The organism is Nocardiopsis aegyptia, assembly GCF_013410755.1.
In the GTDB taxonomy this organism is placed as follows: domain Bacteria; phylum Actinomycetota; class Actinomycetes; order Streptosporangiales; family Streptosporangiaceae; genus Nocardiopsis; species Nocardiopsis aegyptia.
Genome location: NZ_JACCFS010000001.1, coordinates 5,955,340 through 5,976,859, shown reverse-complemented (window position 1 = coordinate 5,976,859; position 21,520 = coordinate 5,955,340). Strand labels below are relative to the sequence as shown.

20 protein-coding genes and 2 pseudogenes are annotated in these 21,520 nt (G+C 73.1%); 10 read left to right on the top strand and 12 right to left on the bottom strand.

Going from position 1 to position 21,520, the window contains the following annotated elements; genetic code table 11:
• Positions 1 to 36 precede the first annotated feature (36 nt).
• Positions 37 to 993 carry a quinone oxidoreductase family protein gene (locus HNR10_RS26740; RefSeq protein WP_179828211.1) on the top strand — a complete coding sequence of 319 codons (957 nt, stop codon included), beginning with the start codon at positions 37 to 39 and terminating at the stop codon, positions 991 to 993.
• 58 nt (positions 994 to 1,051) lie between these two features.
• Here HNR10_RS26740 and HNR10_RS26735 read toward each other — a convergent pair whose 3' ends face one another.
• Complete coding sequence (locus tag HNR10_RS26735; RefSeq protein ID WP_179828209.1) at positions 1,052 to 1,951, bottom strand: LLM class flavin-dependent oxidoreductase; 900 nt, start codon at positions 1,949 to 1,951, stop codon at positions 1,052 to 1,054.
• Between the two features lie 15 nt (positions 1,952 to 1,966).
• Positions 1,967 to 2,260: a GNAT family N-acetyltransferase gene (locus HNR10_RS26730; RefSeq protein WP_179828207.1), complete on the bottom strand. Its 294-nt coding sequence runs from the start codon at positions 2,258 to 2,260 to the stop codon at positions 1,967 to 1,969.
• A gap of 156 nt (positions 2,261 to 2,416) precedes the next feature.
• Between HNR10_RS26730 and HNR10_RS26725 the strand changes: the two genes are divergently transcribed.
• The 4 genes from HNR10_RS26725 to HNR10_RS26710 are packed head-to-tail and all read left to right on the top strand — an operon-like array spanning position 2,417 to position 6,183.
• Positions 2,417 to 3,172 (top strand): SDR family oxidoreductase, encoded by a 756-nt coding sequence (locus HNR10_RS26725; RefSeq protein ID WP_179828205.1) that lies wholly within the window; start codon positions 2,417 to 2,419, stop codon positions 3,170 to 3,172.
• A gap of 1 nt (position 3,173) precedes the next feature.
• Complete coding sequence (locus tag HNR10_RS26720; protein ID WP_179828203.1) at positions 3,174 to 3,956, top strand: SDR family oxidoreductase; 783 nt, start codon at positions 3,174 to 3,176, stop codon at positions 3,954 to 3,956.
• On the top strand, positions 3,953 to 4,972 hold the full coding sequence (locus HNR10_RS26715; protein WP_179828201.1) for a phosphotransferase family protein: 1,020 nt from the start codon (positions 3,953 to 3,955) through the stop codon (positions 4,970 to 4,972). The genes HNR10_RS26720 and HNR10_RS26715 overlap by 4 nt, the downstream gene beginning before the upstream one ends.
• Positions 4,972 to 6,183, top strand: coding sequence for an acyl-CoA dehydrogenase family protein (locus tag HNR10_RS26710; protein WP_179828199.1), 1,212 nt, complete (start codon positions 4,972 to 4,974; stop codon positions 6,181 to 6,183). The genes HNR10_RS26715 and HNR10_RS26710 overlap by 1 nt, the downstream gene beginning before the upstream one ends.
• 50 nt (positions 6,184 to 6,233) lie before the next feature.
• Here HNR10_RS26710 and HNR10_RS26705 read toward each other — a convergent pair whose 3' ends face one another.
• The 3 genes and pseudogenes from HNR10_RS26705 to HNR10_RS32210 all read right to left on the bottom strand — a co-directional run.
• Positions 6,234 to 6,848 (bottom strand): TetR/AcrR family transcriptional regulator, encoded by a 615-nt coding sequence (locus HNR10_RS26705; RefSeq protein WP_179828197.1) that lies wholly within the window; start codon positions 6,846 to 6,848, stop codon positions 6,234 to 6,236.
• Between the two features lie 160 nt (positions 6,849 to 7,008).
• Positions 7,009 to 7,437, bottom strand: a pseudogene (locus HNR10_RS32215) (HD domain-containing protein); the annotation flags it as partial.
• A 168-nt stretch (positions 7,438 to 7,605) separates the two neighbouring features.
• Positions 7,606 to 8,544: pseudogene (locus HNR10_RS32210) on the bottom strand (helix-turn-helix transcriptional regulator); the annotation flags it as partial.
• Positions 8,545 to 8,607: 63 nt separating this feature from the next.
• Between HNR10_RS32210 and HNR10_RS26695 the strand changes: the two are divergent.
• Positions 8,608 to 9,750, top strand: a complete 1,143-nt coding sequence (locus tag HNR10_RS26695; RefSeq protein WP_179828193.1) for an epoxide hydrolase family protein — start codon at positions 8,608 to 8,610, stop codon at positions 9,748 to 9,750.
• 60 nt (positions 9,751 to 9,810) lie between these two features.
• Here the strand turns inward: HNR10_RS26695 and HNR10_RS26690 are convergent, their stop codons facing one another.
• Entirely contained in the window at positions 9,811 to 10,221 is a 411-nt protein-coding gene (locus HNR10_RS26690; protein ID WP_179828191.1) for a VOC family protein, read from the bottom strand.
• A 78-nt stretch (positions 10,222 to 10,299) separates the two neighbouring features.
• Here HNR10_RS26690 and HNR10_RS26685 point away from each other — a divergent pair, with 78 nt between their 5' ends.
• Both HNR10_RS26685 and HNR10_RS26680 read left to right on the top strand, forming a co-directional pair.
• Entirely contained in the window at positions 10,300 to 10,890 is a 591-nt protein-coding gene (locus HNR10_RS26685; RefSeq protein ID WP_179828189.1) for a TetR/AcrR family transcriptional regulator, read from the top strand.
• Positions 10,891 to 10,929: 39 nt separating this feature from the next.
• Positions 10,930 to 11,430 (top strand): GbsR/MarR family transcriptional regulator, encoded by a 501-nt coding sequence (locus HNR10_RS26680; protein WP_179828187.1) that lies wholly within the window; start codon positions 10,930 to 10,932, stop codon positions 11,428 to 11,430.
• A gap of 21 nt (positions 11,431 to 11,451) precedes the next feature.
• Here HNR10_RS26680 and HNR10_RS26675 read toward each other — a convergent pair whose 3' ends face one another.
• From HNR10_RS26675 to HNR10_RS26660, 4 genes are all read right to left on the bottom strand, one after another.
• Entirely contained in the window at positions 11,452 to 12,240 is a 789-nt protein-coding gene (locus HNR10_RS26675; RefSeq protein ID WP_376769777.1) for an ABC transporter ATP-binding protein, read from the bottom strand.
• Positions 12,237 to 13,256: a FecCD family ABC transporter permease gene (locus tag HNR10_RS26670; RefSeq protein WP_312889523.1), complete on the bottom strand. Its 1,020-nt coding sequence runs from the start codon at positions 13,254 to 13,256 to the stop codon at positions 12,237 to 12,239. The genes HNR10_RS26675 and HNR10_RS26670 overlap by 4 nt, the downstream gene beginning before the upstream one ends.
• Before the next feature lie 71 nt (positions 13,257 to 13,327).
• Positions 13,328 to 14,293: a FecCD family ABC transporter permease gene (locus HNR10_RS26665; protein ID WP_179829983.1), complete on the bottom strand. Its 966-nt coding sequence runs from the start codon at positions 14,291 to 14,293 to the stop codon at positions 13,328 to 13,330.
• Between the two features lie 71 nt (positions 14,294 to 14,364).
• On the bottom strand, positions 14,365 to 15,399 hold the full coding sequence (locus HNR10_RS26660) for an iron-siderophore ABC transporter substrate-binding protein (protein WP_179828182.1): 1,035 nt from the start codon (positions 15,397 to 15,399) through the stop codon (positions 14,365 to 14,367).
• A gap of 334 nt (positions 15,400 to 15,733) precedes the next feature.
• On the opposite strand from HNR10_RS26660, the gene HNR10_RS26655 reads away from it, so the two are divergent.
• On the top strand, positions 15,734 to 16,531 hold the full coding sequence (locus tag HNR10_RS26655) for a cyclase family protein (RefSeq protein ID WP_179828179.1): 798 nt from the start codon (positions 15,734 to 15,736) through the stop codon (positions 16,529 to 16,531).
• Positions 16,532 to 16,972: 441 nt separating this feature from the next.
• Here HNR10_RS26655 and clpX read toward each other — a convergent pair whose 3' ends face one another.
• Positions 16,973 to 18,253, bottom strand: coding sequence for an ATP-dependent Clp protease ATP-binding subunit ClpX (gene clpX, locus HNR10_RS26650; protein WP_179828177.1), 1,281 nt, complete (start codon positions 18,251 to 18,253; stop codon positions 16,973 to 16,975).
• 172 nt (positions 18,254 to 18,425) lie between these two features.
• Positions 18,426 to 19,532: a TetR/AcrR family transcriptional regulator gene (locus tag HNR10_RS26645; protein ID WP_179828175.1), complete on the bottom strand. Its 1,107-nt coding sequence runs from the start codon at positions 19,530 to 19,532 to the stop codon at positions 18,426 to 18,428.
• Positions 19,533 to 19,844: 312 nt separating this feature from the next.
• Between HNR10_RS26645 and HNR10_RS26640 the strand changes: the two genes are divergently transcribed.
• Positions 19,845 to 21,488 carry a serine/threonine-protein kinase gene (locus HNR10_RS26640; RefSeq protein ID WP_179828173.1) on the top strand — a complete coding sequence of 548 codons (1,644 nt, stop codon included), beginning with the start codon at positions 19,845 to 19,847 and terminating at the stop codon, positions 21,486 to 21,488.
• Positions 21,489 to 21,520: the final 32 nt, after the last annotated feature.

Here is a 21,520-nt window from a genome sequence, read left to right as displayed (position 1 = left end):
TCGGTATGACCACCCGAACGACGAAGGGGCTTCCCCATGCGCGCCATCCAGATCACCGAGTTCGGCGGACCCGAGGTCCTCGTCCCCACCGAACTGCCCGACCCCGAGCCGGGCCCCGGCCAGGTCCTGATCGACGTCACGCGCGCGGGCGTGAACTACGCCGACACCCACCAGGCGGAGAACAGCTACCTGGCCCCCTCCTCCCTGCCCATGGTGCCGGGCGCCGAGGTCGCCGGCCGCACCCCCGACGGCCGGCGCGTCGTCGCCCTGACCTCCGGGGGCGGCTACGCCGAGCGCACCGCCGCCGATCCCGCCATGTGCTTCGACATCCCCGACGACGTCTCCGACGAGGCCGCGCTGGCCCTGATCGTCCAGGGCGCCACCGCGTGGGTGCTGCTGCGGCGCACCGCCCGGATGGACCCGGGCGAGTCGGTGGTCGTGCACGCCGCGGCCGGCGGCGTGGGCACCCTCGCCGTCCAGCTCGCCAAGGCCTTCGGCGCCGGGCGGGTCATCGCCGTGGCCAGCAGCGAGGCCAAGCGCAAGTACGCGCTCGACCTGGGCGCCGACGCCGCCGTGGACTCCGCCGCTCCCGACATGACCGCGGCGCTCATCGAGGCCAACGAGGGGCGGCGCGTCGACATCGTCCTGGACATGGTCGGCGGCCGGGTGACCGACGAGAGCGTGCGCGCGCTGGCCCCGTTCGGCCGCCTGGCCTTCTACGGGATGGCCTCGCGCGAGGCGCCCAAGCCCGTCCAGCTGCCCAACCTCATGCGCTTCTCCACGACCGTGGGCGGCATGTGGCTCCCGCACGCCTGGCTGCTGCCCGGCGAGGTGGTCGACCAGGCAATGGGCGAGCTGCTGGCGATGGTGAGCGACGGGCGGCTGCGCCCCGTGCTCGGCGAGTGCTACCCGCTGTCCGAGGCGCACCGCGCGCACGAGGCCCTGCGCGCCCGCGGCACCATCGGCAAGCTCACCCTCGACCCCTCGGCCTGAGCCCCGCCCGCCGCGGTCCCTCGCCGCGGCTCCGGTACCGGTGCGGCCGGGCCGTCCGTCAGGACCGCTCGGCCGCCACCGCCGCGCGCACGGCGGGCGCGACCTCGGCCGCGAACACCTCGACCTGCCGGACGGGCTCCTCGGCGGGACCGAAGACGAAGGTGTCCATGCCATGGACCAGCACCAGTTCGGTCAGCTGCTCCACCCACTGCTCGACGGGACCCTCCAGGAAGCCCCGGGAGGCGCCGCCGGTGATCGTGCCCCACACGTTGTAGGCGCGCCGGATCTCCGCGGGGTCGCGGCCGACCCGGGCCGCGCCCGCGTCGATGCGCGCCTGCATGTCCGGCAGCCGGTCCGGGGTGGCGTATCCGCTGGAGGGGAGCCACCCGTCGGCCATCCGCCCCAGCGCGCCGAGCAGCCGCGGACCGAGCACGCCCAGCCAGACGCCCATGTCGTGGACCGGCCGCGGCCCCGGCTTGACCCCGGACAGCCGGTAGTGCCTGCCCTCGTAGCGCACCGAGCGCGCGTCGGACCACAGGAGTCGGACGACCTCGACCGCCTCGACCAGGGCGTCGGCCGCCTCCCGCGGGCTGCGCTCGTCGCCGCCCATGGCCACCACCGCCTCCCAGAACGCCCCGGCGCCCAGACCCAGCTCGAAGCGTCCTCCGGAGAGCACGTCCAGGCTGGCCGCGGACTTGGCGATGACCGCGGGCGAGCGCAGCGGCAGGTTCGCCACGTCCGGGAAGACCCGCAGCCGCTCGGTGCGCGCCAGCACGGTGGCCATGAGGCTCCAGGTGTCCAGGTGCCGGCGCTGGTAGGGATGGTCCTGGAACCCGGCGAACTCCAGTCCGCCGCGCTCGGCGGCGGCGACCACGCCCCACAGTTCGCGCAGGGACTCGGCGTCGGCGTTCGGGGACGGGAACACCCCGAACTCCACCTCGCGTCCGTAGTCGGTCATCCGGATTCCCCTCCCCTACTCGGCCGACCCGTACACCAGGTCGGCGTAGTCGCGGTGCCGCTGGATCCAGCCCTTGACGAAGGGGCACAGCGGCAGCACCTTCAGCCCGCGCGAGCGGACGTCGTCCAGGGCCGCGCGCACCAGGGCGCCGCCCAGTCCCCGGCCCTCGAAGGCGGGATCGATCTCGGTGTGGGTGAACGTGACCAGCTCGTCGGTGAGGATGTACTCGGCGAAGCCGGCCACCTTCCCGTCCGCCGTGATCTCGTACCGGCGCCGGTCGCGTGCGTCGACGACGTCGTCGTTGGCCATGGACTCTCCCACTGTCGGTCTCGGTGGCGGGCGGTCGGCCCGCACCGCCATTCTTCCCTGCCCCCGTCCCTCCCACCCGAGGCGCCCCTTGCGGCGCGCACCCGCCGACACATAGAGTCGTGCCTGCATACCGACCAGTCGGTCTAAGGAGAACGTATGACTTCCCGGTTCGGCGGCCGCACCGCCATCGTCACCGGAGCGAGCCGGGGCATCGGCCTGGCCATCGCCCGGCGACTCGTCGACGAGGGCGCCCGCGTCTGCGTCACCGCACGCAAGCCCGAGCCCCTGGCGGAGGCCGTGACGGCCCTCGGCGGACCCGAGCACGCCATCGGCGTGGCGGGCGGCGCCGACCAGCCCGAACACCAGGACGAGGCGATCGCCGCGACCCTGGAGGCCTTCGGCGGTGTCGACCTCCTGGTGAACAACACGGGCATCAACCCCGTCTACGGCCGCATGGTCGACCTCGACCTGTCCGCGGCCCGCAAGATGGTCGAGGTCAACGCGCTGTCCGCGATCGGGTGGGTCCAGAAGGCGCACAAGGCCTGGATGGGCGAGCACGGCGGCGCCATCGTGAACGTGTCGTCGGTCGCCGGGACCAAGCCCGCCCCCGGCATCGGCTTCTACGGCGCCACCAAGGCGATGCTGAGCCACATCACCACCGAGCTCGCCCTCGAACTCGCCCCCGACGTACGCGTCAACGGCGTCGCCCCGGCCGTGGTCAAGACCCAGTTCGCCAGCGCCCTGTACGAGGGCCGTGAGGAGCAGGTCGCGGCCGGCTACCCCCTGGGCCGGCTCGGCGTCCCCGAGGACGTCGCCGGCGCCGTCGCCTTCCTGCTCTCCGAGGACGCCGCCTGGGTCACCGGCCGCACCCTCGTCCTGGACGGCGGGACCACTCTCACCGGAGGCGTGTGACATGGACCTGAACAACATCGGAGCGGTCGTCACCGGGGCCGGCAACGGCATCGGCGCCGCCCTCGCCCGCCGACTGGCCGGCGAGGGCGCCCGCGTGGTCGTCAACGACCTGGACGCCGGCGCGGCCGAGGCGGTGGCCGCCGAGATCGGCGGGATCGCCGTACCCGGCGACGCCGCGAGCGAGGCCGGCGTCACCGCACTGATCGCCGAGGCCGGCGCCCACCTGGGCGCGATCGACCTGTACGTGGCCAACGCCGGGGTCGGCACCGGCGGCTTCCAGGACGCCGCCGAGAGCGACTGGGACCTGTCCTGGCAGGTCAACGTCATGGGCCACGTGCGCGCCGCCCGTGAGCTGGTGCCCGGCTGGCTGGAGCGCGGTCAGGGCCGGTTCGTCTCGACCGTCTCGGCCGCCGGCCTGCTCACCATGCTCGCCAGCGCGCCCTACTCGGTGACCAAGCACGCCGCCCTGGCCTTCGGCGAGTGGCTGTCGGCCACCTACGGCGACCGCGGGATCACGGTCCAGTGCGTGTGCCCGCTGGGCGTGCGCACGAACATGCTCGACTCCGCCGGCGAGGTCGGCAAGGCACTGATGGACGCGAGCGCGATCACCCCCGAGGAGGTCGCGGACGCGGTCATGGCGGGCCTGGCCGACGGGCGCTTCCTCATCCTGCCGCACCCGGAGGTCGCCGACTACTACGCGGCCCGGGCCGCCGACACCGACGGCTGGCTGTCGGGCATGCGGCGCCTGCGGACCAAGGTCTTCGCCGAGGAGGGCAACGAATGAGCGGTGACCTGCCCGGCCTGGACCTGGAACGGCTGCGCGCCCACCTCGACGCGGCCGTCCCGGGCCTGGTGTCGGGACCGCTGAGCGGCGAGGTGGTGGCGGGGGGCAAGTCCAACCTGACCTACACCGTCACCGACGGGACCGGCCGGTGGGTCGTGCGCCGCCCGCCCCTGGGCCACGTCCTGGCCACGGCGCACGACATGCCGCGCGAGTACCGCGTGATGACGGCTCTGCGCGACACCGCCGTCCCCGTGCCGCGGACCCACACCCTGTGCGAGGACACCGAGGTGCTCGGCGCGCCCTTCTACGTCATGGAGCACGTACCGGGCACCCCCTTCCGCACGAGCGCGGAGATCGCGCCGCTGGGCGCCGCCGGCGTCCGGTCGGTGGCCGAGGAGCTGGTCACGACCCTGGGCGCGCTGCACGCGGTGGTGCCCGAGGAGGTCGGACTGGGCGACTTCGGCCGTCCCGCGGGCTTCCTCGAACGCCAGGTGCGCCGCTGGGGCAAGCAGCTCGCGGCCTCGCGCAGCCGCGACATCCCCGGGATCGACGAGCTGCACGAACGGCTCGCGGCCACGCTGCCGGAGCAGTCGGCCGCCGGGATCGTGCACGGCGACTACCGGCTGGACAACGTGCTGGTGAGCCCCGAGGGGAAGCTGAACGCGGTCCTGGACTGGGAGATGGCCACCCTGGGCGACCCCCTGGTCGACCTCGGCCTGATGCTGGTCTACCGCGACCAGCCCACGAACGTCGGCGGGGCCTCGGCGCCCGCCACCTCGGCGGAGGGCTTCCCCTCCTCCTCCGAACTGGTGGAGCTCTACACCGCCGCGACCGGGCGCGACGTGTCCCGGCTCGGATGGTACGTCGCCTTCGGCTGCTTCAAGCTGGCCGTGATCGCCGAGGGCATCCACCTGCGCCACAGCAAGGGGCTGACGGTCGGGGCGGGCTTCGACCGGATCGGCGACATGGTCGCCCCCCTGGTCCGACGCGCCCACGCCACTCTCAAGGAGGACTGATGGACTTCGCCTACGACAAGGAGACCGAGGAGCTGCGCGAGAAGCTGCTCGGCTTCATGGACGAGTACGTGTACCCGGCCGAGGCGGTCCTGGAGCAGCAGAGGGCCGAACTCCCCGACCCCTGGGCCACGGCGCCGATCGTCTTCGAACTCCAGGCCAAGGCGCGCGAGCTGGGCCTGTGGAACCTGTTCCTGGCCGGCCACCCCGAGCACGGGGGCCTGCCCAACCTCCAGTACGCCCCCCTGGCCGAGATCACCGGGCGCAGCCCGCGCCTGGGCCCGATCGCGCTCAACTGCGCCGCGCCCGACACCGGGAACATGGAGGTGCTGACGATGTTCGGCACCCCCGAGCAGAAGAAGCGGTGGCTGGATCCGCTGCTGGACGCGAGCATCCGCTCGGCGTTCGCGATGACCGAGCCCGCGGTGGCCTCCTCCGACGCCACCAACATCGGCACCACCATCACGCGCGACGGCGACTCCTACGTCGTCGACGGGCGCAAGTGGTTCATCACCGGCGCGCTCAACCCGGCGTGCGAGATCCTCATCGTCATGGGCAAGACCGACCCGGACGCCGAGCGCCACCGCCAGCAGAGCATGGTGCTGGTCCCGCGCGACACCCCCGGGGTGCGGGTCGAACGGGGCATGACCGTGTACGGCTACGACGACGGCGACCACGGCGGGCACGCCGAGGTCGTGTTCGACAACGTGCGGGTGCCGGCGGAGAACCTCATCGGCGGCGAGGGCGAGGGCTTCGCGATCGCCCAGGCCCGACTCGGTCCGGGGCGCATCCACCACTGCATGCGCGCGATCGGCATGGCCGAGCGGGCCTTGGAGCTCACGTGCCGCCGGGTCCTGGACCGGGTGGCCTTCGGCCGTCCGCTGGCCGACCAGGGCGTGGTCCGGGAGTGGATCGCCGAGGCGCGCGTGCGCATCGAACAGGTGCGCCTGCTGGTCCTCAAGACGGCCTACCTGATGGACACGGTGGGCAACAAGGGGGCGCACACCGAGATCCAGGCGATCAAGATCGCCACCCCGCGGGCCGTGGAGTGGATCCTGGACAAGGCGATCCAGGCGCACGGGGCCGCCGGGGTGAGCCAGGACGTGCCGCTGGCCGCCTGGAGCGCGGCCGTGCGGACGCTGCGCCTGGCGGACGGACCGGACGAGGTGCACCTGCGCTCGCTGGCCCGCGCGGAGCTGCGCAAGTACGCCTGATCCGCACGTGCGGGAGGGGGTCGGGGGCGCCACCCCGGCCCCCTCCCGTGTCAGGAACGGGGGCGCAGGCTCGTCAGGAGCATCTCGGAGAAGTGGCGGGCCACGTCCTCCCCGGAGAGCGGGCCGTCCTTGCGGTACCAGGTGCCCAGGTGGTGCACCGACCCGAAGAAGTAGTCCACGACCAGGTCGGCGGGCACGTCGTCGCGGAAGACGCCCTCGCTCTGGCCCTGCTGGACGAGGTCGCGGAAGAGTTCGTGGTAGCGGCGCCGTTCGGCGCGCACCGTCTTCTGCTTGGTCTCGCCCAGCTGGTGCATGGAGCGGAAGAAGATGACGGTATCGTCCAGGTTGGCGACGCTGGTGACGATGACGTCGGCGGCCGCGGCGCGCACGCGCTCGGCGACCGGTTCCTCGCGGCCCGCGATCTGCTGCAGGTGCTCGGTCTGCATGCGCAGGACCCGGGCGTAGACCTCGTAGAGCAGGTCGTCCTTGGAGCCGAAGTAGTGGTACATCGCGCCCTTGGTCACCCCGGCCGCGACCACGATCTCCTGCACCGACGTGCTCTCGAAGCCGCGCTCGGCGAACAGCCGGGTGGCCGCCCCGAGCAGGCGTTCGGGAACCGACCCCCCGTCGGTCCCGTTGCCCGCCGTCCGCTGTCCTCGCGCCATGCCCGTCCTCACTTCGTACCCCGTCGCGCCCCCTGGGGGCTCCGTCACCGGGACAGCATACCGACCGGCTGGTACCCCAGGGAGGGGCTCGGACCCGGCCGCCGCGTGACTCCGCGCTCATCGGCGGGGACGGCGGGGGGCCGCCCAGCGCGGAACGGGCTCACACCGGGCCGCCTGGCCCGGGCGTCCCGGCCGCCAGCAGCGTCTCACGGGCGCGGGCGTACTTGGCGCGCAGGCGCTCGGCCCGGGCCGCGGGCAGGGCCGCCAGGCGCTCCTCGTCGGCGTTGTGCGCGTTGTCGGCGAGCTTGACCAGCCGGCCGAGCGGGTCGGCGGCGGCACGGCGGACGAGGTCGTCGTAGGACTCCCCCGGGCGGCGCGTGACCGCCTCGACCGCGGCGACCACCTCCGCGGGGCAGCCCCGCGCCCGCAGGTCCGCGGCGGTGAGCGGGGTGTCCTCCAGGACGTCGTGCAGGACCCCGGCCATCTGAACGGACTCGCCGTGTCCGGCCAACCGGTCGCGCACGGCCAGGACGTGCTCGGTGTAGGGCCGGCCCGCCTTGTCGGTCTGGCCCGCGTGCGCCCGCTCGGCCAGCGCGGTGGCCTCCTCCAGTGTCATCGGCACACGTGCTCCTTCCTCTCGGCGCTGCTCCGCGATGGGTACCGATGGAGTACCCCCGAACCCCCTCGGACGGACCTCGTGCGCACTCGTGACCTTCCCTCCTGGCTCTTCGCCACCGCCGGCCTCCGCGCCGCCCGCAGCACGGCGCAGCCTCGTCGCGAGGCGGTCGAACGCCGCCGCGAGCTCCTGCCCGTCGACCACCTCGATGTCGACGTCCAGCTGTGTCATCCACAGCGCGAGCCCGTCGGGGTCGTTGGAACCCAGCTCGACACGGCACGTGGACTCGTCGACCGCCTCGATGTCGACCGGGATGGGGATCTTCGCGGCGACCTTGGCGGCGGGAGCGTGCACGAGGACCCGGGCACGGTAGGTCCAGGCCGCCTTGCTGACGCGTTTGACGACGAACTCGACGACGTTGCCCTCCGGGATCACGCGCGGCCGGAACCGCGCACCCGTCGGTGCGTGCGCGACCATGCGGTCGACACGGAAGACCCGCCAGTCGTCACGGTCGAGATCCCACGCGAGCAGGTACCAGAGCGGTCCCCAGCCCACGAGTCGGTGCGGTTCGGTGTGGCGGTCACCCGTGTCGCCCCCGGGCTTGGTGTATCCGAACCGGAGCCGCTCGTGGCCTCGGATCGCGGCGGCGACCGTGCCGAGGACCGACAGATCGAGCGGCGGATCGGCCCCTGGAACGACGCTCGTCGCCTCGCGTACCGCCTCCACGCGCCGGCGCAGGCGTGAGGGCAGCACCTGCTCCAGCTTCGCGAGCGCGGTGAGCGACGTCTCCTCGACTCCGACCCTCTGGGTGGCGACCGCGCCCAGCCCGACCGCGACGGCGACGGCCTCGTCGTCGTCGAGCAGCAGCGGGGGCATCGCCGTCCCCGCGGCCAGCCGGTACCCGCCCGCGACGCCGGGGCGCGCGTCCACGGGATAGCCGAGCGACCGCAGCCTGCCGATGTCGGCGCGCACGGTCCGCGTGCTCACACCGAGCCGGCCCGCGAGCTCGGAGCCCGTCCAGTCGCGCTTGAGCTGGAGCAGTGAGAGCAGTGCGAGCAGGCGGGCCGAGGTCTCCACCATGTTCCCCATCGTGTCAGCAATCGCGGAAGCCACCCTGCCGCATTGCCTGGAAACGTCGGTCCCATGAACGAGAACGAGGCACTCACACCCTTCCGCGTCGACATCCCGCAGGCCGACATCGACGACCTGCGCCACCGGCTGGCACGTACCCGCTGGCCGGACCCCGTGCCCGGCCGGTCCGACCGCGCCGACTTCGACCGCGGCATCCCGCTGGTGTACCTGAAGGAACTGGCCGAGTACTGGCACGACGGGTTCGACTGGCGGGCGCAGGAGGAGAGGCTCAACAGGTACGAGCAGGTCACGACGGTCGTCGACGGCCAGCGGTTCCACGTCGTCCACGCGCGGTCGACGAACCCGCAGGCCGTCCCGCTGCTGCTGAACCACGGCTGGCCGGGCTCGTTCGTCGAGTACCAGCGGCTCATCCCGCTGCTGACCGACGAGTTCCACGTGGTCGTCCCGGCGCTGCCCGGCTTCGGATTCTCCACCCCGCTGTCAGGGACCGGCTGGGAGCTGGCGCGGACGACGGAGGCCTACGCCGAGATCATGACCCGTCTGGGCCACGGCAGGTTCGCGGCCCACGGCACCGACATCGGTTCGGGCACCGCCGGCCGCCTCGCGGCGCTCCACCCGGAGCGCGTCATCGGCACGCACATCGGCGGCGACCGCCGGCTGCTCGGGCTGCTCGGCGACAAGTTCCCCTACCCCGAGGGCCTGTCCGAGGACGAGACCGCCCAGATCGAGGCCCTGCGCACCGAGGACAAGGCCGAGCGCGGGTATCTCCTGATGCAGGACCACCGCCCCGACACGATCGGCCCGGCGCTCACCGACTCGCCGGTCGGTCAGCTCGCGTGGATCGCGGAGAAGTTCAGGACCAGGACCGGCGGCGGCTACCGGACGCCGGACGAGTCGGTCGACCGCGACCAGCTCCTCACGAACGTCAGCCTGTACTGGTTCACCCGCAGCGGCGCGTCGAGCGCGCAGTTCTACTACGAGGCCGAGCACTCCGGAGTCGACCTGCTCATGGCCTCCGACGTGCCGTCCGGCTGGGCGGTGTTCGACACCCACCCGCTCGTGCGCCGCGCGATGGACCCGTGGAAGGCGGTCGGCCACTGGAGCGAGTTCGCCGAGGGCGGCCACTTCCCCGCGATGGAGGAGCCGGAGCTGCTCGCCGGCGACATCCGCGCCTTCTTCCGCGGCCTCTCCTGACTCCTGGACCCGGCCCCGGCCGAACCGGGTCCTGGGCGCCGACCGCCTCCGGAACACGTCCTAGGCGTAGGCGTCGGCGAACTCCGCCGAGGGCGCGATGGGAGTGATGACGTCCACCAGGACCCCGTTCGGGTCGGCGACGATGAAGTGCCGCTGGCCGAAGTCCTCGCTGCGCAGTTCCAGTTCGGGGCGCAGGCCCTCACCGGCCACCAACCGCTCCCACTCGGCGTCCACGTCCTCCACCTCGATGTTGAGGAGGAGTCCTCGGACGGGGTGGCGGTAGGCGGCCGGGAGGGTGGGGTGGGTGTGGTCGAGCAGGGCCAGTTCGAGGTCGGGCGGGCCGGGGCGGCGCAGGCTCACGTACCAGTCGGCGGCGAAGGTCTCCTCGAAGCCGAACAGGCGGGTGTAGAAGTCGCGCGACTCCGCCAGACGGGAGGTGCAGAGGACGGGATAGAAGCCGGTGAGCGTCATGGGGAACCCCTTTCACATACTGTCGGTATGTGAAAGTACGCTAGTGACGTACCGCCGGTATGTCAATGGAGGGGACCCATGGCCACGAACGGACGCGCCGAGCAGCGCGAGCGCACGCGCAGGACCCTGGTCGCGCACGGCCGCCGGCTCTTCGCCGAACGCGGCTACGCGGACGTGGGGCTGGCCGAGATCGTCGCGGCGGCCGCGGTGACCAAGGGCGCGCTCTACCACCACTTCGCGGGCAAGGCCGACCTGTTCCGCGCGGTGCTCGCCGAGGTCCAGGGCGAGGTGGCCGACGCCGTGGCCGCACGAGCCGACGCGTGCGAGGACCCGTGGGACCGGCTGACCGCGGGGTGCCGGGCCTTCCTCACCGCGAGCACGGCACCGGACGTGCAGCGGATCATGCTGGTCGACGGACCCGCGGTCCTCGGGTGGAGCGAGTGGCGCGCCCTGGACGAGGCGTCCTCCGCGCGGCACCTGCACGAGGCGCTGAGCGCCCTGGTGGCGGCGGGCGTCCTCCCCGAGCAGCCGGTGGCACCCGTGGCCCACCTGCTGTCCGGGGCGATGAACGAGGCGGCGCTGTGGCTGGCCGGCTCCGCCTCCCCCACCGGCCTGGAGGACGTGTGGGCGGCGCTCTCGCGCATGCTGGAGTCGCTGCGCGCGGCCTGAAGTACCGGTCCGCGCCCGCCGAACGCTATCGTGACGGGCATGTCGGAGACCTCGCAACCGCAGAGCCCGCAGGCGGAGCAGGACTTCCGGGCCGACTTCGTCCGCCGCTTCGCCGAGTTCTGGCAGTCCCAGGGACGCCCCCGCGCCGAGGGCCGCATCGTGGGGTTCCTGCTGGTCGCCGACAGGGACGCGGTCAGCGCGGAGGAGGTCGCCGAGGGCGCCGGGGTCAGCCGGGGATCGGTCTCGGAGTCCGTGCGCCGCCTGCGCGGCCTGGGGTTCGTGACCCTGGTCGAGGCGCCCGACCGCCGCTCACGGCTGATCACCATGGACGAGGACGTGTGGGGCGGCTTCCTGCGCAACGAGCGCGGCTACCTGCGCGACCAGCGCGACCTGGCCCGGTCGGCGCTGGAGCGCCTGCCGGACCTGGGCGCGTCCGCCCGCACCCGGCTGCGCAACATGCACGACTACATGGCCTGGCTCGACGACTACCACGACACGCTCCTCACCCACTGGGAGGAGTACAAGGCGCGCCGCGACTGAGCCGGGGCGGGACCGGAGGGCTCAGACCCTCTCGTGCGGGATGACCAGCGGCGTCCGCGTCCGCGGATCGGGCACGACGTCGCAGGGCAGCCCGAACACCTCCTCCACCAGCTCCGCGGTGACCACGGCGCCGGGCGGGCCGTCGGCGACCACGCGTCCGCCGCTCATCATCACCAGCCGGGTCGCGAACCGGGCGGCCTGGGCCAGGTCGTGCAGGACGGCGACGACCGTGCGGCCGTCCCGGTGCAGGGCGGCGAACAGCTCCAGGAGGTCGTACTGGTGGGCGATGTCCAGGAAGGTCGTGGGCTCGTCCAGCAGCAGGACACCGGTGTCCTGGGCCAGCACCATCGCCACCCACGCCCGCTGGCGCTGCCCGCCCGAGAGCGCGCCCACCTGGGCGTCCGCCAGCGCGGTCAGGCCGGTGAGCTCCAGGGCCCGGCCGATCGCCTCCTCGTCCTCGGGGCTCCACTGCCGCAGCAGGGTGCGGTGCGGGAAGCGGCCGCGTGCGGCCAGCGCGCGCACGGTGATGCCCTCGGGCGCGATCGGGCTCTGCGGCAGCAGCGCGAGCCTGCGGGCGACCGCCTTCGCGCGCTGGGCGCGGATGTCGGCGCCGTGCAGCAGCACCCGGCCGGACGCCGGCGTGTTGACCCGGCCCAGCGCCTTGAGCAGGGTGGACTTGCCGCACCCGTTGGGGCCGACGATGACCGTGAACTCGCCGTCGGCCACCGCCAGGTCCAGGTCGCGCACGACCGGCTCGCCGCCGTACCCGAGCGTCAGGCCCTCCGCGGCCAGCACAGGTCCCTCGTTCACAGGTTTCCCCTTCGCCATTCTCTGATGAGCAGGTAGCCGAGGTAGACGCCGCCGAGGGCCATGGTGAACAGGCCCACGGGCAGGCCGTCGCCGATCGGCGAGTGCTGCACGGCCAGGTCGGCCAGGACCAGCAATAGGGCGCCGACCACGGCGGCCACGGCCATGTTGGGCCCGGGGGCGCCGGTCGTCCTGCGCGCGATCTGCGGCGCGGTCAGGGCGACGAACGCGATCGGTCCGGCGACACTGACCGCGGCGGCGGTGAGCACGACCGACAGGCTGATCGCGGCCGTGCGGGTGGACCTGGCCCGACCGCCCAGCGCGTCGGCGAGCTCGTCGCCCATCTCGTTCACGGCGATCGCCCCGGCGATCACCAGGACCAGGGGCACCGCCAGGGCGACGACGCCCCAGATGACCGCGGCGTGCTCCCAGGAGCGGGCGCCCAGGCTGCCGTACAGGTAGGCGTGCAGGACGCTGGCCTGGTCGCGGGCCATCACCGCGACCACGAACTCGCTGACGGCGTGCGCCATCGCCGCCACGCCGATCCCGGCGACGATCAGGCGTCCGGGGTGGCGCAGCCCGGTGCCGGTGGCCGTGGCCACGATCAGCATCGCCAGCGCCGCCCCGCCCAGGGCGCCCAGGGGCACGGGCACGATGCCGGGCAGCACCAGCGCGGCGATCGCCGCGCCCGCTCCGGCGCCGGCGCCCAGGCCGATCACGTCGGGGCTGCCCAGCGGGTTGCGGGTGACGGACTGGAAGAGCGCCCCGGCCAGGCCGAGGGCGGCACCGGTTCCGGCGGCCACGGCCAGGCGGGGACCGCGCAACCGGTCCAGGACGAAGGTCTCGGTGGCCTCCCCGGCCCCGGCGACCACGGTGGGCAGCCGGGTCAGCGGGATGCCCAGCCGGCCCAGGCTCAGCGTGGCGGCCGCGGCGGCGACCAGGAGGACGAGCAGGAGCGCGGCGACGAGCAGGGAGCGCGGGTGGACGGGCAGCGCCACCGCGCGGCCCAGCCGGAACACGCGCTGCCCGGACCCCGCCGGCGCGGTGTCCGGTTCGGCCGCCGACGGGCGGCGGGTGGTCAGGGCCGGTCTCATGTGGTCTCCCGCATGCGGCGGACGGCGTACAACAGGACGGGGGCGCCCACGAACGCGGTGACGACGCCGACCATGAGCTCGGTGGGACGGACGACCGTGCGCGCCACGACGTCGGCCACCAGGAGCAGGGTCGGGCCGGCCAGGAGCGCGAAGGGCACCTGCACGCGAAAGTCCACGCCCACCAGGGCGCGCACCACGTGCGGGACGGCCAGGCCGACGAAGGCGATGGGGCCGGCCGCCGCGGTGGCGCCGGCGGCCAGCACGGTGGCCGCGACGAGGCCGCCCGAACGCACCCACGCGGTGTTGGCGCCGGTGGCCACGGCCGCCTCCTCGCCCAGCGCCAGGGCGTTGAGGCCGCCGGAGACGGCCAGGCCCAGGGCCGCTCCCACGGCCACCACCGGCAGAACGGAGGCGACCACGTCGAAGTCGCGGCCGGCGAGGGAGCCGACCACCCAGTGGCGGTAGCTGTCGAAGACGTCGGGGAAGGTCAGCCCGAGGGCCTGGACGTAGGCCGTGAGCACGGCGGAGACCACCGCTCCGGCCAGGACCAGCCGGACCATGCCGCCGTCGCCGCCCCGGCTGCCCACGGCGTGGGCGGCCAGTCCGGCCAGTACGGCTCCGGGCAGCGCCCACCACACGGTCGCCGTGACCGACGTGGGTCCGAGCACGGCGGTGGCGGTCACCACCGCGGCGGCGGCGCCCGCGTTGACGCCCAGGAGCCCGGGGTCGGCGAGGGGGTTGCGGGTCACGCCCTGCATGAGCGTGCCGGACAGCGCCAGAGCCGCCCCGGCGACGATGCCCAGGACGGTGCGGGGGTAGCGGCTCTCCACCACCGTGGCGGTGAATCCGTCGGCGTCACCGGTCAGGACCCGCCACACCTCCAGGGGCGTGGTGGGCTTGCTGCCCAGGACGAGGCTGAGGAGGACGGCCCCGGTCAGCGCCGCCGCACCCGCGCCGATCATGACGAGGGTGCGGGCGGGGCCGGTCCGGGGCGGTGTCGCGATGGTCTTCACGGTCACCCGGTCGGTCGGTGTCAGTCGTCGAGCTGCGAGGCGGCCTCGTCGATGAGGGGGACGTAGCGCTCGACCACCCACGGGACGGTCAGCGGGTTGATGATGGAGGAGGCGGTGACGAAGGAGGGGTCGTCACTGGCGACCACGGAGCCGCGCTCGATGGCGGGGATGGCCGCGTACAGGTCCTGCGCCTCGATCTCGGCGCGGGTCTCGGGGTCGCTGTAGAAGGTGAAGACCAGGTCGCTGTCGGCGATGGTGTCGGCGTTCTCCAGGCCGATGACGGCCGAGTCGGTGCCCTCGGTCTCGGGCAGGTCCTCCACGACCGGGTCGACGGTCAGGCCGAGCCCCCGCACCATGGCCACGCGCTGCTCGTCGGGCAGGAACACGCCGAGCGTGCCCGGTCCGTCCGTGTAGACGTAGGAGAAGGTGAGGTCGGCGAAGTGCGGGTTGGCCTCGGCGGCCTCGGCGAACTGTCCCTCGATGCCCTCGACGAGTCCTGCGGCCTCCTCGGGCTTGCCGAGCGCCTCGCCGATGATCTCGATCTGCTGGTCCCAGTCGGTGCTCCAGGGCAGGTCGGGGTAGGCGACCGTGGGGGCGATGTCGGTCAGGACGTCGTACTGCTCCTGCGTGACGCCCGACCAGGGGGCGAGGATGACGTCGGGTTCGAGTTCGATGATCGCCTCGAAGTCGATGTCGTCGGCGCCGGCGAACTGGGTGGGCAGCTCCTCGCCCGACTCGGTGACCGCCTCGTGGATCCACGGCAGGTAGCCGGTGTCGTCGCTGCCCCACTCGTAGCTCTCGATGCCCACGGGCACCACGCCCAGGGCGATCGAGGTCTCGGCCGATCCCTGGCCGAGGGTGACCACGCGCTCGGGCTGCTCGGGGATCTCCGCGGTGCCGAGGGCGCTGTCGATGCTCACCGGGAAGGCTCCCCCGGCGGTGCCGCCGCCCTCGCTCCCGCCGTCCTCGGCGCCGCCGGTGCCGCAGGCGGTCAGGCCCAGGGCCAGGAGTGTGGTCAGTCCGAGGCCGCCGACGCGGCGGAGGGTGGAGTCCATGGTTGAGCTGCTTTCTTCGTCATGAGGGAGTGGCCGGCGGGCCGGATCCGTGCAAGGGGGACGACACACGGACACAACGGGAGAAGCCCGGCGAACGAAGGTTAGTCTAACCTCACTTCCATCTCATTTCAAAAATTCTGAATCGTGCGCCCCAGGCCGGAACGCCGGGCGGGAACCACAGCGGGGCCGCCGGTATCCCGCCCGGCATGAGCTTCGACACACCTGGACCGAACGTCGCCAAGCGGCGCCTCGCCCTCCCCGTGACGGCAGCCGGTTGCAGAAGCGGTCCCGCGGGGATACGCAAGGGGGAAACGGAAGCGACGAAGGGGAACCCATGTGCCTGCACGGAACCGGTGAGACCGTCCGCTCACGCAGCGGCGCGGCGGCTCCGGCCGGAGCGCGCCCCGCGCCGGCCACCAGGCCCTGGCCCGAGGGCTTCCGGCACGTGGCGGATCTGAGCCACGTACTCTCCCCGACCATGCCGGGCTGGGACGACGACAAGCCGCGCCGCGAGACCCTCGCCGAGTCCGCACCGGACGGCGAGTTCGGGTTCTACCTGCAGAAATGGACCTTCAGCGAGCACACCGGCACCCACCTGGACGCGCCGGGCCACGTGATCGGCGGCGGCCGCCTGGTCCCCGACATCCGCCCGGAGGAACTGGTGGCCCCGGCCGCAGTGATCGACATCCGCGCCCGCGCGGCCGAGGACCCGGACACGGTGGTGACCGTGGACGACGTCCTGGAGTTCGAGAAGACGCACGGCACGATCCCGCCGGGCGCGGCCGTACTGATGCACTCCGGTTGGAGCGAGCGCTGGACCAGGGGCGACGAGGCGGTACGCGGAGTGGCCGCGGACGGCTCCTGGCACTTCCCGGGCTTCGGACCGGAGGCCTGCGAGTTCCTCGTCTCCCGCCGGGAGATCGCCGGAGTGGGCGTGGACACGCTCAGCACCGATCCGGGGAACTCGCCGGACTTCCCCGCCCACGAGGTCGTCGGCCGGGCCGACCGCTGGGGCTTGGAGGCCCTCACCGGCCTGGACCGGCTCCCGCCGAGCGGCGCCCTGCTCAGCGTGGGCGTGCTGCCCGGCCTGGACGCCTCCGGCGGCCCGAGCCGCGTCCTCGCCCTCTGGTGACACCCCCCGCGCACACGAGTGCCCCGGGCAGGCCGGTCAAGGCCGCCTCAGCCCCAGGGGGTCGAACCTGCACGAAAGCGGCCCACCTTGACCCCATGTGGCGAGAGGCAGCCCGATCCGGCCGACCTCAGCCCGAGGGGGTGGGAGCCGCACGAAAACGGCCTACCTCCACCCCAGGGGGTGAAAGGTAGGCCGTTCAGTTATGCGGAGCCACAGGGGGTCTATCCGGGCCAAAGCAGGAAGAACCGCGCCGCAGGCGTCCGTTGAGGGCGGTGGCGGGCGACGGCGTGGGCACGAGCGGAGGCCCAAAGAAAACACAGGTGTGAGGGGCGCGCCGGTGCCTGCAGGAGGAGACGGGGCCGCAGCGAGGAACGAGCAAGGCAAGTCGACGACGAAGGCCCCGGCGTGAAGCGCCCCGAGCACACCCCGGCATGAAGCGCCCTACGCCGACCGCCGGTCCGACTCCTCGTCGGGCGGAGTACGCGGGACGATCGTGGGATTCACGTTGTCGATCACCGTCTCCCGCGTAATGATCACCTGACCCACATCCTCACGCGAGGGCACCTCGTACATCACCGACAACAACACCTCCTCGATGATCGCCCGCAACCCACGAGCACCCGTCCCCCGAATGATCCCCTGCTCAGCGATCGCCTCCAACGCATCCGACGTGAACTCCAACTCCACGCCGTCCAACTCGAACAACCGCTGATACTGCTTCACCAGAGCATTCCGCGGACGCGTCAGAATCTCCACCAACGCCCGACGATCCAGATCATGCACACTCGTGATCACCGGCAACCGACCGATGAACTCCGGAATCATCCCGAACTTCAACAGGTCCTCCGGCATCACCTCACCGAACAACGCCGACTCCGCCACCTCGGACTTGGGACGCAACACCGCGTTGAACCCCATCCCCTGACGACCCGCACGCGACTCGATCAACTTCTCCAGACCCGCGAACGCACCACCACAGATGAACAACACATTCGTCGTGTCGATCTGGATGAACTCCTGATGCGGATGCTTACGACCACCCTGCGGCGGCACCGACGCCGTCGTCCCCTCCAGGATCTTCAACAGCGCCTGCTGCACACCCTCACCCGACACATCACGCGTGATCGAGGGATTCTCACTCTTACGCGCGACCTTGTCGACCTCATCGATGTAGATGATCCCCGTCTCGGCCTTCTTCACGTCATAATCGGCCGCCTGGATCAACTTCAACAGGATGTTCTCCACATCCTCACCGACATACCCCGCCTCGGTCAGCGCCGTCGCGTCCGCGATCGCGAACGGAACATTCAGAATCCGCGCCAGCGTCTGCGCCAACAACGTCTTCCCCGACCCCGTCGGCCCCAACAGCAAAATGTTGGACTTGGCGATCTCCACACCCTCGTCGCCCGGCCGGTCACCCTCCGAACGCACACGCTTGTAGTGGTTGTACACCGCCACCGACAGCGCCTTCTTCGCCTGGTCCTGACCGATCACGTACGAGTCCAGGAACTCATAGATCTCACGCGGCTTCGGCAGACTGTCCCACGCCAGATCGGAGGTCTCGACCGTGTCCTCCTCGTCCACGATCTCGTTGCACAGTCCGACGCACTCGTCGCAGATGCAGATGTGGCCGGGGCCCGCGATCAGCCTGCGGACCTGGCGCTGGTCCTTGCCGCAGAACGAGCACTGCAGAAGTGGCCCGCTGTCACCGGTGCGTGTCACTCGAACGTTCTCCTCACACGGGCGGCGCCCGGGGCGATCGGCGGCGGGAACGAACCCCCGTGCCAGATGTTCACATCATCCGAATGTTCAAGGTATCTCCTGTCAGGGCAGGTGACAAAGCCACACTCCGCGCCCCCGGGGACAGACCCGTGCACGTGTCCCACCTCACTCCTCACGATCTCACATCCAGGCGTGCGCCCGAGATGGCCACAGCGTGTCCCGCGCCGCGTCCGCTCGCCCGCGCCACGACCCGCCCGTCCCGTACCTGGACCGCCGTCTCGGCGGCGTCGCCCGGCTGCCGCGCGCCCACGGCCGCGGCGGCTTCCCCGGTGTCGTCGAGCACCAGGCGCAGCCGCGGGCGCGCGTGCGCGGGGAAGGAGCGCCGCAGGCTCGCGCCGAGGTCGGCCGCGCACAGCCGGGCCAGCGGCATCCGCTCGGCCGGGTCGTCGGTGACCACCACGGCCGCCACCGGCGTGTGCGCGGGCGCCGAGCGCAGCGCGTCCTCGACCGCCTCCAGCCGGGACAGCCCCAGGACGAGCACGATCCCGTCCGCGCCGAGTCCGGCCTCGCTCCCCCGGAGCACGTCCGGGGCGGCGGGCGGCGACCACGGCTCGTCGGTGGGCTCCGCGGGCACCGCGTGGTCGAGGTGGGGCGGTGGCCAGGCGTCGGCCAGGTCGAGGCCGGCCAGCCGCTCGCAGGCGCGGATCACGTTGAAGGGGTCCACGAGGCCCGGCGCCACGACCGCGGTCTGCGCCGCGCCCACGAGGGTGGTGAGCACGGTCTCGGCCAGTCGGACCCGGCGCCGGCCGGGCTCACCCGGCCCTTCCAGGGCCTCCAGGGCGAGCCCGAGCAGGACCGCGCCGAGCCGGTTGAGCTGGGTGTAGGAGCGCCGCGTGGGTTCGTCGGCCAGGACCTCGGAGGTCAGCACCGAGCCCAGCCCGGGCGGTCCGCCGAAGTCGGTGAGCGGGAAGCGCTCGGTCCAGGCGCGCGCCAGGGCGCCGAGGGCGTCGGCGACCGTGTGGACCGCGTCCGCCTCGGAGAGGCCCTCGGAGCGGGCCTCGCGGTCGGCCTGTTCGGCGGCCTGCGCCAGGACGGCGAAGTACAGGGCGCGCTTGCCGGGGAAGTTGGAGTAGACGGCGCCCCGGGTGAGGTCGGCCCGGGCGGCGATGCCGTCGACCTTGGCGTCGCGGAACCCGCGCTCGGCGAACTCCTCGCCGGCGGCGGCCAGCACCCGGGCCCGGTTGCGGGCCCGCTGCTCGACCCTGTTGAGGCGGACCATCGTCCTCCCTTGTTCGGCGTCGTCCCATCCTAGGGTGGGATACGACGAACATCCGGGTGGTCGCGGTATCCCCGTGTCCGGGGCACCGTGCCGCACCCGCCGCCGCTGACGGACGTGCCGGGCTTCGTCCAGGTCGACGGTTCTCCTGGCGTTTTCTGACGTTATGCTGTCCGTCGGCCACCGGGACCGGAGCACCGCCCGGGGCCCCAGCGCGCCCGCCGACATCCGCCGATCGGGACACGCGCACAGGCGTCCCCTGGTTCCCGGACGCCGGCACAGCGCCCGCCCGCGACAACCGAGGTCCCCTCCACGATGAGCGCACCCCCGTCGTTCGCCCTGCCCGCGTCCGCCCAGGACCTGACCGCGGCCGATCCCGGCCGTATCGGCCCCTACCGACTGCTGGCACGGCTCGGCGCCGGCGGGATGGGCATCGTCTACGCCGCCGTGGAGTCCGACGGCGGCACGCGGCCCGTGGCGGTCAAGCTCGTGCACGCCGAGTTCTCCGCGGACGCCGAGTTCCGCACCCGTTTCGCCCGCGAGGTCGACCTCCTGGGCCGGGTCGGCGGTGCGTGCGCGGTGCCGCTGCTGGCCGCCGACCCCGACGCCGACCGGCCGTGGCTGGCCACACCGCTGGTGCGGGGCGGCACCCTGGGCGAGCACCTGCGCCGGCACGGCCCCCTGGACGAGGCCCTGGTCCGCGGGCTCGCGGGCGGTGTGGCCGAGGCGCTGGCGCAGATCCACGGGGCGGGGATCGCCCACCGCGACCTCAAGCCGGCCAACGTCATCCTCTCCCCGGAGGGTCCGCGGGTGCTGGACTTCGGTGTGGCCCGCGCCATCGACCAGACCGCCCTGACCCGTACCGGCGCGGTGTCCGGCTCCCCGGGGTGGATCAGCCCCGAGCAGTACCGCGGCGAGCCGGTCTCCACGGCCGACGACGTGTTCGCCTGGGGCGCCCTGGTGGCCTACGCCGCCACCGGCCGGCCTCCGTTCGGCACGGGCAACGCCGCGGTCGTGGCCAACCGCGTGCTCAGCGGCGAACCCGACCTGGAGGGCTTCCACGGGCCGCTGGCCGACCTGGCCCGGCGGGCGCTGGCCAAGCACGCGGCCGAGCGCCCGACCGCGCTGGACCTGGTCACCGGGGTGATCCAGGCCGGGATGCCCCAGCGTGCGATCGCTCCCCTGACCGACCACACGGCGGCGGCCGACGCCGTGTCGGCGCAGCTGGACCGGGACTGGCACGGCGTCCCCGCGGGCGCCGAGCGCTCGGTGCACGCGCCCGCCGCCGACCGTCCGGGGGCGGGCCGCCTCCTGGCCGTGACCGGCGCGGTCCTGGGCACGGTCCTGCTGGTGGCGGCGCTGGCCGGAGGCGGCCTGGCCCTGCAGCGCAACTGGGACTCCCTGCCGGTGGCGGCGTGGCTGTCGTCGGAGGAGGAGCCCTCGCCGTCCGGGGAGTCCGACGCGGAGGAGGACGAGGCCCGCCGTCCCGGCCCGGTCGCCCAGGAACCCACGGAGGAGCCCTCCGGGCCCGAGGAGTCGCCCTCCCCGACGGCCTCGGCCGAGGCGTCGGAGGTGGAAGAGGAACCGAGGGAGACCGCGGACGCCTCGGAGGAGCCCTCGGAGGAGCCCGAACCCGAGCCCGCCACGTGGACGATCACCGTCTTCAACGCCGAGGAGCCCTGCCGTGCCCCGCGCACGCCCGAGTGCTCCATGCGCCTGACCCACGATCCGTACCGGCCCTACGCCGAGGCCGGCAACAGGGCCGGGGCGGTCTGGCACAACGACCGCCTGGAGGCGGCCTGCATGGTCGGGAACGGCGGAACCGTCTCCGACGAGAGCGGATACAGCACGACGGACTGGTACAAGGTGACCACGTCGGACGGGGTCACCGGGTGGCTGCCCGGCGCCCGCACCCGCGACGGCCAGGGTGTGCGCGCCTGCGACACCGGCGAGGTCTGAGCGCGGGCCGCGCGGTTCGGGAGCCGTCCAGG

Excerpts from the sequence above, each read along its gene's own strand:
- HNR10_RS26740 (WP_179828211.1), top strand. The coding sequence starts at position 37 with ATGCGCGCCATCCAGATCACCGAGTTCGGCGGACCCGAGGTCCTCGTC.
- HNR10_RS26735 (WP_179828209.1), bottom strand. The coding sequence starts at position 1,951 with ATGACCGACTACGGACGCGAGGTGGAGTTCGGGGTGTTCCCGTCCCCG.
- HNR10_RS26730 (WP_179828207.1), bottom strand. The coding sequence starts at position 2,260 with ATGGCCAACGACGACGTCGTCGACGCACGCGACCGGCGCCGGTACGAG.
- HNR10_RS26725 (WP_179828205.1), top strand. The coding sequence starts at position 2,417 with ATGACTTCCCGGTTCGGCGGCCGCACCGCCATCGTCACCGGAGCGAGC.
- HNR10_RS26720 (WP_179828203.1), top strand. The coding sequence starts at position 3,174 with ATGGACCTGAACAACATCGGAGCGGTCGTCACCGGGGCCGGCAACGGC.
- HNR10_RS26715 (WP_179828201.1), top strand. The coding sequence starts at position 3,953 with ATGAGCGGTGACCTGCCCGGCCTGGACCTGGAACGGCTGCGCGCCCAC.
- HNR10_RS26710 (WP_179828199.1), top strand. The coding sequence starts at position 4,972 with ATGGACTTCGCCTACGACAAGGAGACCGAGGAGCTGCGCGAGAAGCTG.
- HNR10_RS26705 (WP_179828197.1), bottom strand. The coding sequence starts at position 6,848 with ATGGCGCGAGGACAGCGGACGGCGGGCAACGGGACCGACGGGGGGTCG.
- HNR10_RS26695 (WP_179828193.1), top strand. The coding sequence starts at position 8,608 with ATGAACGAGAACGAGGCACTCACACCCTTCCGCGTCGACATCCCGCAG.
- HNR10_RS26690 (WP_179828191.1), bottom strand. The coding sequence starts at position 10,221 with ATGACGCTCACCGGCTTCTATCCCGTCCTCTGCACCTCCCGTCTGGCG.
- HNR10_RS26685 (WP_179828189.1), top strand. The coding sequence starts at position 10,300 with ATGGCCACGAACGGACGCGCCGAGCAGCGCGAGCGCACGCGCAGGACC.
- HNR10_RS26680 (WP_179828187.1), top strand. The coding sequence starts at position 10,930 with ATGTCGGAGACCTCGCAACCGCAGAGCCCGCAGGCGGAGCAGGACTTC.
- HNR10_RS26665 (WP_179829983.1), bottom strand. The coding sequence starts at position 14,293 with ATGATCGGCGCGGGTGCGGCGGCGCTGACCGGGGCCGTCCTCCTCAGC.
- HNR10_RS26660 (WP_179828182.1), bottom strand. The coding sequence starts at position 15,399 with ATGGACTCCACCCTCCGCCGCGTCGGCGGCCTCGGACTGACCACACTC.
- HNR10_RS26655 (WP_179828179.1), top strand. The coding sequence starts at position 15,734 with ATGTGCCTGCACGGAACCGGTGAGACCGTCCGCTCACGCAGCGGCGCG.
- HNR10_RS26645 (WP_179828175.1), bottom strand. The coding sequence starts at position 19,532 with ATGGTCCGCCTCAACAGGGTCGAGCAGCGGGCCCGCAACCGGGCCCGG.
- HNR10_RS26640 (WP_179828173.1), top strand. The coding sequence starts at position 19,845 with ATGAGCGCACCCCCGTCGTTCGCCCTGCCCGCGTCCGCCCAGGACCTG.